This is a genomic window from Streptomyces sp. NPDC018045, from assembly GCF_044327445.1.
Lineage (GTDB): Bacteria > Actinomycetota > Actinomycetes > Streptomycetales > Streptomycetaceae > Streptomyces.
In genome coordinates this window covers 1-13,105 of sequence record NZ_JBIRFL010000003.1, presented here as the reverse complement: position 1 = coordinate 13,105, position 13,105 = coordinate 1, and the positions used below count along the sequence as shown (strand labels likewise).

At 74.1% G+C, this 13,105-nt stretch carries 7 protein-coding genes; 4 read left to right on the top strand and 3 right to left on the bottom strand.

Annotated elements, in window-relative coordinates:
* The first annotated feature begins 344 nt into the window (after positions 1-344).
* Entirely contained in the window at positions 345-2,429 is a 2,085-nt protein-coding gene (locus tag ACH4EB_RS07630; protein WP_398346474.1) for an asparagine synthase-related protein, read from the top strand.
* Positions 2,430-2,545: 116 nt separating this feature from the next.
* On the opposite strand, the gene ACH4EB_RS07625 is transcribed toward ACH4EB_RS07630, so the two are convergent.
* Both ACH4EB_RS07625 and ACH4EB_RS07620 read right to left on the bottom strand, forming a co-directional pair.
* Positions 2,546-4,381 (bottom strand): sigma-70 family RNA polymerase sigma factor, encoded by a 1,836-nt coding sequence (locus tag ACH4EB_RS07625; protein ID WP_398346472.1) that lies wholly within the window; start codon positions 4,379-4,381, stop codon positions 2,546-2,548.
* 1,000 nt (positions 4,382-5,381) lie between these two features.
* Positions 5,382-6,464 (bottom strand): TetR family transcriptional regulator, encoded by a 1,083-nt coding sequence (locus ACH4EB_RS07620; RefSeq protein ID WP_398346471.1) that lies wholly within the window; start codon positions 6,462-6,464, stop codon positions 5,382-5,384.
* Between the two features lie 444 nt (positions 6,465-6,908).
* On the opposite strand from ACH4EB_RS07620, the gene ACH4EB_RS07615 reads away from it, so the two are divergent.
* Positions 6,909-8,282, top strand: coding sequence for an NAD(P)/FAD-dependent oxidoreductase (locus ACH4EB_RS07615; RefSeq protein WP_398346470.1), 1,374 nt, complete (start codon positions 6,909-6,911; stop codon positions 8,280-8,282).
* A gap of 426 nt (positions 8,283-8,708) precedes the next feature.
* The gene (locus ACH4EB_RS07610; RefSeq protein ID WP_398346469.1) at positions 8,709-10,490 is read left to right on the top strand and encodes a SpoIIE family protein phosphatase; all 1,782 of its coding nucleotides are present in this window, start codon (positions 8,709-8,711) and stop codon (positions 10,488-10,490) included.
* 93 nt (positions 10,491-10,583) lie between these two features.
* Here the strand turns inward: ACH4EB_RS07610 and ACH4EB_RS07605 are convergent, their stop codons facing one another.
* Positions 10,584-11,954: an MFS transporter gene (locus ACH4EB_RS07605; RefSeq protein WP_398347040.1), complete on the bottom strand. Its 1,371-nt coding sequence runs from the start codon at positions 11,952-11,954 to the stop codon at positions 10,584-10,586.
* A 132-nt stretch (positions 11,955-12,086) separates the two neighbouring features.
* Between ACH4EB_RS07605 and ACH4EB_RS07600 the strand changes: the two genes are divergently transcribed.
* The gene (locus tag ACH4EB_RS07600) at positions 12,087-12,647 is read left to right on the top strand and encodes a MarR family winged helix-turn-helix transcriptional regulator (RefSeq protein ID WP_398346467.1); all 561 of its coding nucleotides are present in this window, start codon (positions 12,087-12,089) and stop codon (positions 12,645-12,647) included.
* The last annotated feature ends 458 nt before the right edge of the window (positions 12,648-13,105 follow it).

Sequence of the window (13,105 nt, the reverse complement as noted above, 5' to 3'; positions counted from 1 at the left end):
AAGGCAGGGAGGCCGTAGGAGAAGGACCTTTCCTGCACCACCGCGCACCCCGCCGTGCGCGGCCGGGCCCGAACTCGCCCTCGCGCCCGGCCCGTCCGCCCTCGGTAACGTCTTCCGAACACCCCGTACACCGGCCCTCCGCGACGCCTCCCGAGCGCCGCTGTCGTGGCAGCATGGTCCGCACAACAGCTTGGCAACGGCTTGGCAATGGCTTGGCGATCCGCTGTGCGGGGCGGCGGTCCGGTCCACCCTGCCGACCACCAGGGCGATCCTGAGGTGGGCGGGCGTCCGCTCGGCGGACGGACGGGGGCCGCCCGGCGGCGGCGAACAGGGTGGAGGCGGCGATGCGCTGGCTGGTGGGGTGGAGCAGTACCGCCACGGGATCGGCCCCCACCGAGGAGGCCCGTACGGTCCTCCCCGTAGGCGCCCAGCTCCTGTGGGGCGACCCCGATCCGCTGTGGGCGGTCGGTGACTGGCGCCCCGACGAGGTGCGCGTCGTCCAGGCCGACTCCGAGACCCGGCTCGCCGTCTTCGGCGTCTGCGGCGCCACCGACGACCAGTTGCGGGTCGGCCTCTTCGCGGCCCGCGGGGGCGCGCTGCGCCACCTCACCGCCTGGCCCGGCAGTTACACGGCCGTCGTCCAGGTCGGCCGGCGGGTGACGGTCACCGGTGACCTGGCGGGCGCGCGGCCGGTTTTCCACACCCCCTGGGCGGGCGGTACGGCGTACGCGACCGCAGCCCTGCCGCTTGCCGACCTGATCGAGGCGGGCCTGGACGTCGGGCATCTGGCCGCGCTGCTGGCCTGCCCGGACGCGCCCGAGGCGCTCGGCGCCGGCACCCCGTACGAGGGGGTGCGCCGGGTGCCGCCCGGTCATGCGCTCGTCCTGCGCGGCGGCAGCCACGACATCACCTCCTACGAGCCGACGGCCTCGCTCGCCGTCGCCGCGCCGCAACTGCCCCCGGAACAGGCCGTCGACGGCGTCCGTGACGCGCTGGTCGAGGCCGTACGGGCGCGGCTGTCCGGGCCCCGGCACGCACCGGACCCGGACGGCCTGAACGGCCTGGACCCGGGGCCCGTACCGGGCATGGGCCCGGCCGAACGGCGGGCCGCGCGCGGCGCGCCGGCGCCCGGTGTCGGCGCCGACCTCTCAGGGGGCAGCGCCTCCGCCACCCTGGCACTGCTCGCGGCCGGACTGCCCGGGGTGCCCGGCACGGTCAACGGGCGCGGAGAGCGCCTCCTGGCCGTCACCTTCAACGACCGCGCCACCCACGGGGGCCGCCCCTACCGCGAGGCCGAGCTGGAACGGGCCCGCAGCATCGCCGCCAACCCGCGCCTCCACCACGTCGTCGTCGCGGCGGGTGAGGAGGCCCTCCCGTACGCGGGCCTGGAGGCCGGGCCGCTCACGGACGAACCGGGGCCGGCGCTCATCACGGCCGGCCGCCACCGCCGGCGGCTGCTGGCGGGGAGCGCGGACCACTTCGTGGGCGCGGGCGCCCGGCAGGTCCTGGACGCGCACCCGGCCCGCCTCGCCGACCTGCTCCTGGACCGCCGCAGACGCCATCTGCTGCGGCCCGTCACGGCACTGGCCAAGGCCGACGGGCCGCTGTCGCAGTCCGCCCTGGTGCCGTTCACGGTCTACCGTGCGGCCCGCAAGCTGGCCCGTACGACGTACGGGGCGGGCATCGCCGATACGGCGACGCGCCTGAGGGAGCGGCAGTTCGCCGACGAGCCGGTGGCGGGCGGTGGGGCGGTGGACGCGTCGCTGGCGGCGCTCTCCTGGTGCCGGCCCGGTCCCGCGGCGCGTTGGCTGACCGGGGAGGCGCTGGCCGAAGTATCGGTTCGTCTCAATGGCGCGGCCGCCCGGACACCCGCCGTCGGACGGCCGGGAGAACGCCGGGCACGCGCCGCGCTGGCCCGGCACGCCGCCGACCACCGGATCTTCGAACAGGCCGTGGAGGTACGGAACCAACGGCTGCACGCCCCCTTCCTGGACAACCAGGTGGTGCTGGCCTGCCGCGCGCTCCCGGACACGCTGCGCGTCCAGCCGGGGGCGCGGGCCGCTGTGCTGCGCGCCGTCCTGTCCGGCGCGGGCGTCCGCGACCTGCCGCCCGGCTGGGGCGCCACGTCCCACATCACGCACGCCGCAGCCGTACGGGCCGGCCTGCGCACCTCCATCGGGGACGTGGTCGGCCTCTTCGACGCGCCACTGCTCGCCGACGCGGGCCTGGTCGAGGCACGGGTCGTACGGAAGGCCCTGCGCGCGGCGGCCGAGGGCGCCCCGCTCCCCCTGGACGGGCTCGCCGAACTCGTCTCCACCGAACTGTGGCTGCGGCGGCTCCTCGCCCGGCGCGGCACCTGCTGGACCGGCACGGCCGCACCCCGCCGGCGCGCGGTGGCGGGCGGGGTACCGCCGCGGACCAGCCTCTGAGAGGAGGTCTGCCGCGAGGCGCCCGCGTCGGGGGCGGGGCCGGGGGCGGCGCCCCGCGTCAGTGGCAGACCGGGAGGGGCGGTGCCGTCAGCGGGAGGCCGGGAGGGGCGGTGCCGTCAGCGGCAGGTGATCTGCGACTCGGCCCAGTCGCCCAGGAACATCACGGTGTGTGACGAGCCGGGCTCGACGACCAGCCGCAACGTCCGGTGGCCGCGCAGCGGCACATGCACCGGGACGGCGGACCGGCCCCCGCGCACCACCCCCGAGCGCCAGAGCCGCTGCCCGTCCGCGTACACGGAGAAGCGCAGCGCTCCCAGGCCGAGCCCCATGTCGTCCACGCCGGCGAAGGCGTCGTACGCCGTGCACTGCCGGTTCAGGTCGATGGTCACGGACGACGGCGCGTGCACGGTCACCCCGTGCCGGAACGTCCGGCCGCCGATGCGCAGCCCCTGCCGCTGCCACAGCCAGTCGCTGTCCGCCATGCGCACCTCGGGCTTCGTGCCGTCACCCATGAAGTCCCACGTCAACTTGTTGATCTGGTACGGGGACGGGGCGGGGGCCGGTGGGGTCGGCGTCGGCCTCGGGGAGTGCGGGGGCGGATCGGTGGGTGCGGGGGAGTGCGGCGGCTGCTCGGGCGCGGGAGTGGGGGAGGGCTTCGTCGGCGCCGGTGACGGTTTCGGCGTCGGCGTGGGTGTGGGCGTGGGATCCGGCCGGGGTGTGGCGGTGGGGCCGGGGACCGGCTTCGTGGGGGTGGGGGCGGGCGTCGGGGGTGACTGCTCCGGCGTGCGCTCCGGCGGATTCGACGCGGAGGGTTGCGGAGCGGCCGAGGCCGCGCCGGGCTGCTTGGCCTGCGGCTCGGGTGTGGGCTGCGGATCGCCGATCAGCGCCAGGGCGAGCGCGGCGCCCGCCACGATCGCCACTCCCGCACCGATGGCCACCTTCGCAGGCGCACCGAGCCCCTCACTCACCGCGGCACCACCACCGGCACCGCCGGCCCCACCTGCCCCGCCGACGCCCGCCCCCGCGGCCCCGCCGGCTCCCGCCGCCCCACCAGACCCGGCAGCAGCACCAGCCCCACCGGCCGCCCCCGCCCCCGTGCCGCCGGCCGCCGCGGCCGCACCGGCCCCCGCCGCCGCGCCCGCACCACCGAGCCCCACCACGGCCGCGGCCCCCTTGACCGCGTATCCGGCGGCGAACCAGCCGATGACCGCCACCGGCAGGACGACGCGGATGTGCTCGTTGACGTCCGCGACCTCCGAGGCCGCCGTGCGGCACCGGGCGCAGTCCTCCAGGTGCTTGCGCAGCCCGCGCTCGGCCCGCATTCGCAGCCCGCCGCGTGCGTACGCGCCGAGCCGGTCCGCGTACCGGGCGCAATCGCCCTCGGCGGTCAGCGAGCGGCTCACATGCGCCTGTAGGTAGGCCTGCTTGAGGCCCTCACGGGCGCGGTGGGCCAGGACGGCGGTGGCGTTGGCCGTCAGCCCGAGCAGCGGCGCGACCTCGCTCGGCGACTCCTCCTCGATCGTGGTGTGCCACAGCACGGTCTGGTAGTGCTCCGGCAGGCTCCGGAACGCCCGTACGGCCATGGACTGCTCGGCCTCGTGCATGGCGCGCACGTCCGCGCCGAGGTCGAGGGTGTCGTCGTCCAGGGCGGAACCGGCCGCCGACACCGCGAACACGGCGAAGTCCTCCACCAGTTGCTCGCGCTTCGCGCTCCTGCCCCAGGCGGCGGCCACCCGGCGGACGGTGGTGAGCAGATAGGCGCGTACGGAGGAGTCGGGGCCGGAGCCGCCGCGTACCGCCTGGAGGGTGCGGGCGAAGACTTCGCCGGTCAGGTCGTCGGCGGTGTGGGCGTCCCGGCAGCAACCACGCGCGTAGCGCCGGACCGCGTCGGCGTGCCGGCGGTACAGCTCCTCGTAGGCGCTGTCGTCCCCGCCCCGCATACGGTCGATCAACTCACAGTCCGAGGACGGCAGTCCGGGCTGCCCGACCGGGTCCTCCTGCGGGGCGGGCCCCTCTGCCGCGCCTGGGCCCACCTGGGCGCCCGCCCCGAGCGGCCCGCTCGCCCCGTCCGGACCGCCTGTCCCGCTCGCCCCGTCCGGTCCATTCGTGCCGACAGAGCCGCGCAGCCCAACAGAACCATCCCGCTCGGCAGAACCGTCCCGCCTGGCCGAGTCTCCCGCCCCGGGGGCCTTCCGGCGGCCCGGCTTCCGGTGGGCGCCCCGGTTCTTCGCGCCCCGCGCGCTCCTCAGGTCCTGGGTGTCACTACGTTCCTGTGCGTCGCCCGGACCGAGCGGAGCCTTCGCTCGCTCGCGCTGGGGAGGAACGCTTCGTTCGGCCGGCCCGGGCCGGTAGTCGTCCTCGGCCCGGTCGTGCCGCTCCATGGGACGGCCCGAGCCACCGGGGCCCGACGCGCCCGAAGCACCCGACGCACCCGCGCTGCCTGTACCTCCGTCGGAACCGCGGACACCACCGATACCGCCCCGCCCATCCCCCCTGCCCGCCCCGTACGACCGCTTCTGCCCGGGAACCTGCGGCCCGCGCGGCCCGGCCGTACGACCCATGCCGCCCTTACCGGCCGCCTCCTCCGCCCCGGCGTTGCCGCCACGCCGCTCGTCCCGCCCGTCCACACCCATCGTCGAGGCCCCCGAACACGCCGTCACTGCGGTAAGACGGCGCAAGCGTGCCACAGGCGGGCTCCTGGCTCGCCCGGCAAGCAGACCAACCACTCGTCCGGGGCGAGTTCACGGCCGCGAGCACTAGACGTCACTCGTACGGGGAATACTCGACCGGCTCGCGTCCCGGGCGCGCGGCGCAGGAAGCACGGGGCGCGGCACCGGCCACAGCCGGTCCCACACCCCGCCCCCTCTGACGACGCCTGCCGCCCGACCTCAGTCAGGCAGCAGGCCACTACCGCGCCCCGGCCACCGGCCGGCTACGGCGTCCGCCCGCTCCTCACTCGGCAGGCCGCGACCGCAGCCCCTCCAGCAGGATCTCCAGCAGCCGGGCCGAGGCGGCCTGTTGCTGGGCCGGATCCGGCAGGGAGGGTGCGCCGGTGGCGATGACGAGCAGTACGTCGGCCACGGTCACGTCCGCCCGCAGCTCGCCCGCCTCGCGGGCCCGCTCGACGAGCTGCCCGACGACCTCCAGCAGCGCCCGGGCGCCACCGTCCGCCGCCGCCTCGCCGAAGCCGGCCGGCGCCTCCAGCGTGCCGCGCGCGGACACGCCGTTCGACGGGCCGGCCGGGACCCCGTTCGGGACTGTGGCCGGTACGTCCGAGACCTCGGCCTCGGGCGCGCCGCGCTGCGCGACCACGCGGAACTCCGCGGGTACGTCGGCCGTCAGCGCGCCGGGCACGTCTGCCGGAAGGTCCGCCGACACGGCCGGTACGTCGGCCGGGGCCGCGGACACCGCCGGCCCGCCGACGCCTAGGCCGCCGTCGGCACGGACGCCGGGCAGGCCCGCGGCCGGTCCGCCGGCCGTCGTGCCGTCCGGCCCGTACGCCTGGCGCTGCTGCGGGACCCGCGCCTCAGCGGCACCGGGACCGGCCGAGCCGTCCGGGGCCGGAGCGCTGGCGCTCACCCGCAATATGCTCGGCGGCAGCAGCCGCCCGGCACCGGAGGCGACGGACGTCCGCAGGAAGCGCGAGAGCGCCGACCACGGGTCGTCCTCCTGTCCGAGCGCCGTACGCGCCTGGTCGGTGAGCCGAGAGGTCTCCTCCTCGGCTATTCGCCGGACCAGCACGTCCTTGCTCGGGAAGCGCCGGTACACCGTCCCCACCCCGACGCGGGCACGCCGCGCCACGTCTTCCATGGGCGCGCCGTAGCCCAGCTCGCCGAAGACCTCGCGAGCCGCCCGCAGGACGTGCTCAAGATTGCGCTGCGCGTCCACCCGCAGGGGTGTGCTCCGGCCACCGGCTCCGGCGCCGGTGTGCGCGCTTGGCGCGGTGTGCGTGTGCGTGGTGCCGTTTCCCCCGCCTCCGGAAGCGTGCGCGGTGGCAGTTACGGCAGTCGGCCATTGAGAGCCTTGAATGTGCATAGATGATCCCCCGGTAATGACGTCTCCCCCCGGAGACTCCCCGCCCTGACTGCTGGGGTGTGACACGTGACGACGAGAGGCTGCACCCCAACGAGGTACGAACATAGTTGAGCCCAGGTCAAGAATGAAGGGGGCAGTTCCGCACAGTCCGTGCACCGATCGGAGTACGGATCCCATCCGCCCCGATTCCGTACCCTCCATACGCCGTAGAACTGCCACTTGACCTGCACTCCTGCACCCGGCCGCGCGGAATCCGGCCCTCCGGGCCCATACGCCGGGCCGGTCATACATTTCGTCGGGCCTGTGGACAAAGGCGTGTCGCCGGTGCGTCATGGAACAGTGCTGCGTCCTTGTGGGGGCACAGTGCCTGGTGGTGGCAGGCCGGTCGGCCGGCGGGCGGCAGTCCGCGCGGGCCGGTCTTTCGATGTCGCGAGGAGAACCTCTGTGAAGGAACCGGCGCGCATTCTCGTTGTCGGCGGGGGCTACGTGGGGATGTACACCGCCCTGCGCCTCCAGCGGAAACTGAAACAGGAACTGCGGCGGGCCGCCGTCGAAGTGGTCGTGGTGGATCCCGACCCGTACATGACGTATCAGCCATTCCTGCCGGAGGCCGCGGCCGGATCCATCTCGCCGCGGCACGTCGTCGTACCGCTGCGCCGGGTGCTGCCGCACTGCGAGATCATCGTCGGTGAGGTCGTCGCGCTCGACCACGCCGCGCGTACCGCCACGGTCACCACGCCGGCCTCCCGGGAGGACGGCACCGGCGGCCTGCAACTCGCCTACGACGAGCTGGTGCTGGCCCCCGGCTCGGTCTCCCGCGCCCTGCCGGTCCCCGGCCTCGCCGAAGGCGGCATCGGCTTCAAGACCGTCGAGGAGGCCATCGGGCTGCGCAACCACGTCCTGGAGCAACTGGACATCGCCTCCTCGACCCGCGACCCCGCGATCCGCGACGCCGCCCTGACCTTCGTCTTCGTCGGTGGTGGGTACGCGGGGGTGGAGGCCCTCGCGGAGCTGGAGGACATGGCGCGCTACGCGGCGCGTTACTACCACAACGTCGAGCCCGATGACATGAAGTGGATCCTGGTCGAGGCGACCGGCCGCATCCTGCCGGAGGTGGGGACGGCGATGGGCCGGTACACGGTACGGGAGCTGCGCGCGCGCAACATCGACGTACGGCTGGAGACGCGCCTGGAGTCGTACCTGGAGCGGGTCGCCGTCCTGAGTGACGGCACGCGCTTGCCGGCTCGCACTCTCGTGTGGACCGCCGGCGTCCGGCCGCACCCGCTCATCGCTGCTTCCGGCCTGCCGCGCACCGCGCGCGGCCGCCTCAAATGCACCGCCGCCCTCCGGGTCGACGGAGTCGAACACGCCTGGTCGGCGGGGGACGCCGCGGCGGTGCCGGACCTGACGGCGCAGCAGCCGGCCGAGCCGGACGCACCGCGCGAGGAATGTGCGCCCAACGCCCAGCACGCCGTCCGCCAGGCGCGGGTGCTGGCCGGGAACGTCGCGGCGGCGGTGCGCGGCGGGCCCGTCACGGACTACGCGCACAAGTACGCCGGGTCGGTCGCCTCGCTCGGCCTGCACAAAGGGGTCGCGCACGTCTACGGGCGCCGCTTGAAGGGCTACCCGGCGTGGTTCATGCACCGCGTGTACCACCTGAGCCGGGTGCCCACGGTCAACCGGAAGGCGCGGGTGCTGGCCGAGTGGACCCTGGCCGGGCTGTTCAAGCGGGAAATCGTTTCTCTCGGCTCCCTGGAACACCCACGTGCCGAGTTCGAGCTGGCGGCGGGCACCGGCCGGCGCCGCGACCCGGGCTGACGGCCCGTCGTACACCGACAGCCGTACGGGCCGCCGGAGCCGGGTCCCCCGGTCGTACGACGTGCCGTGCCGGTTCCGCGCCCGTACGGCCTGCCGGCCGGGGCGCCGCCCGTACGGCCTGTCGGCCCGCCGTGTCCCCCGAACCCGGAGTCAGGAACTCCACCTCGTACCTCCGGCGTCTGACGGATGTCAGTCCGGTCGGCCACACTGGACGTGTGACCATGGGTGGGCTCGTATCTGCGAAGAGTGACAATCACGAGGATTCTGGACGTTTGCTGCAATCCGCCAGAGGGCGCCGAGCGTGCCCCCAGCCGACACCGCTCCCCGCGTCCGCCGGGCAGGCGTCCCTCCGGCGTGCGCGCGGGGAGTCCCACCGAGCCGACGGCCCGATCCCGCGCGACGACGCGAAGTAAGAGGTACACCTCCGTGAACTTCACGCGCTGGAGCGCCCGTCTCCCCGGCACGCAGCGGCGGAGCGCCGCCCGGCCCGACCGTGCCGCGCCGACGTCCACCGCCGTACCGGCCACGTCCGCCGCCCCGGCTCCGGGCGGCCCGCCGGCCGCGGGCCCCGGCGCGGTCCCCGCCGCCCGCGCCGAACACCCCCTTTCCGGCGCGGCCGGTGACGGCCCGTCCGCCGCCCCGGGCCGCACGCCCAGCGTCGACGCGCTGTCCGTGCACGACATCCTGGGCAAGGTGCCCGCCCTGGTGGCGGTCGTGTACGGACCCGAGCACCGCATCGCGTACGTCAACGGCGCGTACGCCACCGTCTTCGGCCCCCGTCCGCCCGGTGCCACCGCGCGCGAGGCCCTGCCCGAACTGGACGCGCTCGGCCTGCTGCCGCTGATGGACCAGGTGCTGCGCAGCGGCCGGCCCCGTACGGTCAAGGCCCGCCGGGTGCCCGGCGGCGCGGGCGCCGACCAGTCCCGCGACGGGTACTACACCTTCACCTGCACCCCCATCGAGGTCGCCGCGAGCGGCCCGGCGCCCGACCCCGAGGTCGCCTGCGTGGCGCCGCACAAGGGCGTGCTCGTCTTCGGCGCGGACGTCACCGACCAGGTGGAGTCCACCGAACGGCTGCGCGCCAGTGAGGCACGTCAGCGCGCGGCCGCCGTGACGCTCCAGCGGTCCCTGCTGCCCCAGGAGCTGGAGCAGCCGGACGACCTACGGGTCGCCGCGACGTACCAGCCGGGCGGCACGGACGCCGCGGTCGGCGGGGACTGGTACGACGTCATCACCCTCGGCGCGGGCCGGACGGCCCTGGTCATCGGTGACGTCATGGGACGGGGCGTGCGCGCCGCGGCCGTCATGGGGCAGCTCCGTACCGCGGTCCGTGCCTACGCCCGGCTCGACCTGCCGCCCCACGAAGTCCTCCAACTGCTGGACGGGCTGGCCGCCGAGATCGACGCCAGCCAGATCGCGACCTGCGTCTACGCGGTCCACGACCCCAACGAGGGCCGTCTGGTCTACTCCTCCGCCGGCCATCTGCCCATCCTGGTGCGCGACGCCGAGGGCACGGTCCACCGCGCCGCCGAGCCGACCGGACCGCCGCTGGGCACCGGCGGCTGGCTGCACACCTCCGGCAGTGTCCCGCTGGGGCCCGGTTCGACCGCCGTCCTCTATACGGACGGCCTGGTCGAGCGCCGTGACAAGGACATCGACCACGGCGTGGAGGCCCTGGAGCGCGCCGTCGCCGGGGCGACCGGAGCGCCGGACATCATCTGCGACCGCCTGCTGCGCGCCCTGGGCATCACCACCGATCACGACGACGACGTGGCCGTCCTGGTCCTCCAGCACCCCGCCCGTACGGGGCACGACGCCGAGCTGTTCCACAACGCCGCCCTCGAACTGCACGGCGGTACGGAAGCGGCGCCCCGCGCCCGCGCCTTCGCCTCCGGGGTGCTCGCCTCCTGGCGTTTCTCCCCGGAGCTGCACGACCTCGGCGTGCTGGCCGCCAGCGAACTGGTCGCCAACTCGCTCCAGCACGGCACACCACCGATGCGGCTGCGGCTGCGCCGTACGGACCGCCGCCTGATCGTCGAGGTGACCGACGGCGACGACCACCTGCCGCGGCGGCGCCGGGCCGAGCCCGTCGACGAGGCGGGACGCGGCATCTCGATCGTCGCGACGATCGCCTCGGCGTGGGGTTCGCGGCGGACACCCGGGGGCGGCAAGGCCGTGTGGTGCGAGTTCGCGCTGCCGCGGGAGTAGGGGAGGGGCAGCGCGCGGGCGCACGTAGCCGAAAGGGCCGGGTCCTGCCTGAAGCGGCAGGACCCGGCCCGTCCGGAGCAGCGGACTCGCGGCCTACGCCACCGCCGTCACGGACTCACGCCGTGGCGCACCCGCGTCGGCCGTCGCCTCGCCCGGCCCCTCGGCCGTCGCATCGGCGCCGACCGTCACCTCCGTGGCCGTACCGGCCGGTGCCTGCGGAGTGAAGGCCCGGATGTGCGGGTTGTCCTGGGCAGGGCTCAGCATCCGCCCCAGCCGCAGCGCCAGCAGGCTGATGCCGACGGCGCAGAGCACCAGCATCCCGATGTACGGGGCGGCCATGCCGTGGCCCACCATCAGGGCGCCGACGGCCGGACCGATCGCCAGGGCGAGCTGCTTCACCAGGGCGAAGACCGAGTTGTACTGGCCCACCATCGAGGCCGGTGCCAGGTCCGCCACCAGCGGGGCCACCGTCGGCGACAGCAGCGACTCCCCTATACCGAACAAGGCGTAGGTCGAGATCAGCAGAGTGGTGGCCACCGCGTGCGCCCCGTGCACCAGGCCCGACAGTCCGGCGGCCAGCCACGCCACGGTCCAGATCAGCCCGACCACGGCCATCACCCGGCTGCGCCGCCGCCGCTCGACCAGCTTCAGCACGATGAACTGCGCCGCCACGATCGCCGCCGTGTTGGCGGCCAGGGCGATGCCGAGGGTGGACGGCGAGATCCGCGTGACCTCGGTCGCGTACGCCGCCAGCCCCGACTCGAACTGGCCGTAGCAGGCGAAGAACAGCACGAAGCCCAGCACGCACAGCCACACCATGCGGCGGTCGGCGAAGAGCGCGCGCCAGGCGCCCTTGGCCCGGGCCTCGCTCGGGACCGGGTCGTCGACCCGCGGCGTCCGCGGCAGCCGTACGGTCGCGATGGCCGCGCCCAGCACCAGGAACATCACGGCCTCGATCGCGAAGAGGCGGACGAAGCTGCCGGCCGCGGACTCGTCGACCAGCAGGCCGCCTATGAGGCCGCCGATGCCCAGACCGAGGTTGTTCAGGAAGAACTGGGTGGCGAACGCCCGCGAGCGGGTGACCGTCGTCGAGCACCAAACGATCATTGTCGCCAGGGCCGGCTGGATCACCGCTATACCGGCGCCGAGGGCGATGGCGGAGGCGATGACCAGCGGTTCAGTGGTGGACAGGCCCAGTCCGAGCGAACCGACGGCCGCGGTGACGGCACCGACGACAGCCACCGGCAGCGGACCCTTCCGGTCGATCGCCCGACCGGTCAGGGGCAGCACGGCGAGCGCGGCGACGGCCAGCATCGCGAGTACGACACCGGCCGTACTCGCGCCGAGATCCCGCACCTTCGCCACATAGACGTAGAGATACGGAACCGTGAAGCCGTTGCCGAACGCGCTCAGCGCGTTGCCAAGCTGGATCCGGCGCAGCGCGGCGCCCATCGCGGTGGTCACACTCACCTACCTAGGTCAGATCGAAGGGGACTGGACAGTCACACCCTGAAGACTTCAACACTAAAGTTCGAAGCTAAAGAGTACATGGCGAAGGACTTCAACGCCAATGAGCTACATGCCATACTTCCCGGCATGTCAGAGCCCTCAGATGCGGCCCACAGTCCTGCGGAGCCGAGCCTCGAGGAACAGATCGCGGCCTATCAGCGCGAGTTCCAAGATCTCGATCCCCAGGTGGAGCAGGTCGTCTCCGCACTGCAGCGCCTCAACCGCCGGATGAACGTCGCCTACGGGCGGCAGACCGCCACCCTCAACATGAGCAACGCGGAGTGGGAGGTGCTGAAGGCCCTCGTCGTCGCGGGGGCGCCCTATCAATTGGGCCCCGGTGAGCTGGCCAAGCGCCTCGGCCTCACGCCGGCCGCCATGACCCACCGCATCGACCGGATGGCGAGCGAGGGCCTGGTGACACGGGAGCGCGACGAGGCCAACCGCGTACGGGTGATCGTCGAGCTCACCCAGGAAGGCCGCGAGAAGTGGGTCGAGGCGATGCGGATGGCCTCGGTCTTCGAGGAGGACCTGCTCCAGGACCTCTCCACCGAGGAGCGTGGCCAGCTCGGGGAGATGCTGACCCGCCTGCTCTGCCGTGTCGAGGACGCCCAGCCGGACGCGGACGGCCGGCTGAACGACCTCGACTGAGCCGAGGAGCGGGCCAGGACGGTACGGGCGCAGGTCGTCCCGGCGCCGCCAAAACCGGTTGACCGGTGGTGGTTGACATGACCCGTCGCCGTACGTAAGGTTCTTCGAGTTGCCATGGAGCCGTAACGGTTCTGCGGTAGCCCCTCGCGCCGCACCGGCGGCACAACCACTACTGCTCGACTCCCGGACGGGACGAATTTCGGCATGCCGAAATTCCGGCCGGTGACCCGATTAGGCGTCACCGGGGAAAAGCACTAAAGTAGTGATCACGCCGGAAGGCGCGAACAAACCCCCTCCGACGGGGAATTCGGATTCACATTCGAACCGACAGCTTCCTTCACCGGAAGCCCGGAACGAAAAACAGATCTGATAGAGTCGGAAAGGCCGGAAAGCGAAAGCCGGACGGCCGCCCCGCTCCAGCAGGGACCGGATACGGAAAGGCGGAAACGCCGAACGGG